The organism is Mesorhizobium sp. M7A.F.Ca.US.002.01.1.1, assembly GCF_004022955.1.
GTDB lineage: Bacteria > Pseudomonadota > Alphaproteobacteria > Rhizobiales > Rhizobiaceae > Mesorhizobium > Mesorhizobium ciceri.
Genome location: NZ_RZQE01001020.1, coordinates 1 through 620, shown reverse-complemented (window position 1 = coordinate 620; position 620 = coordinate 1). Strand labels below are relative to the sequence as shown.

Below are 620 nucleotides of genomic sequence, written 5' to 3'. Positions count from 1 at the left end.
GAGATCGGCGAGTGTCCGCGCCACCTTCAGCACCCGGTGATAGGCGCGCGCCGAAAAGGCGAGCTTTTCGCTGGCGTCCTTGAGCAGCGACAGGCCGGCGGCGTCAGGCATGGCGATCTCCTCGATGGCCGAGGGCGCGCAATGCGCGTTGGTGGTGGCGCGGGTGGCGCCGAGCCGCTCGAAGCGCTCGCGCTGGATGGTGCGGGCGCGTGCCACACGCAGCGCCACATCGGCACTTTTCTCCGCCCGGTCGGGCAGGATCAGGTCGCTGGCCGAGACCGCCGGCACTTCGATCCTGAGATCGATGCGGTCGAGCAGCGGGCCCGAAATGCGCGCCTGGTAGTCGGTGCGGCAGCGCTCGCCGCGCAGGCAGCGATAGCCCGGCTCGCCGGCCATGCCGCAACGGCACGGGTTCATCGCCGCCACCAGCTGGATACGCGCGGGATAGGTGACGCGATGGTTGGCCCGCGCGATCATGCAGTCGCCGGTCTCTAACGGCTGGCGCAGCGCATCGAGCGTCTGCGGCGTGAACTCGGGAAACTCGTCGAGGAACAGCACGCCGTGATGGGCCAGCGACACCTCGCCCGGCCGCGCGCGGATGCCGCCGCCAACCATTGCCG

Annotated in this window: 1 protein-coding gene; it reads right to left on the bottom strand. The window is 70.5% G+C overall.

The features are described from left to right. Positions 1-620 (bottom strand): ATP-binding protein (locus EN932_RS37480; RefSeq protein ID WP_164890917.1); only part of this gene is annotated, 620 nt, incomplete at both ends.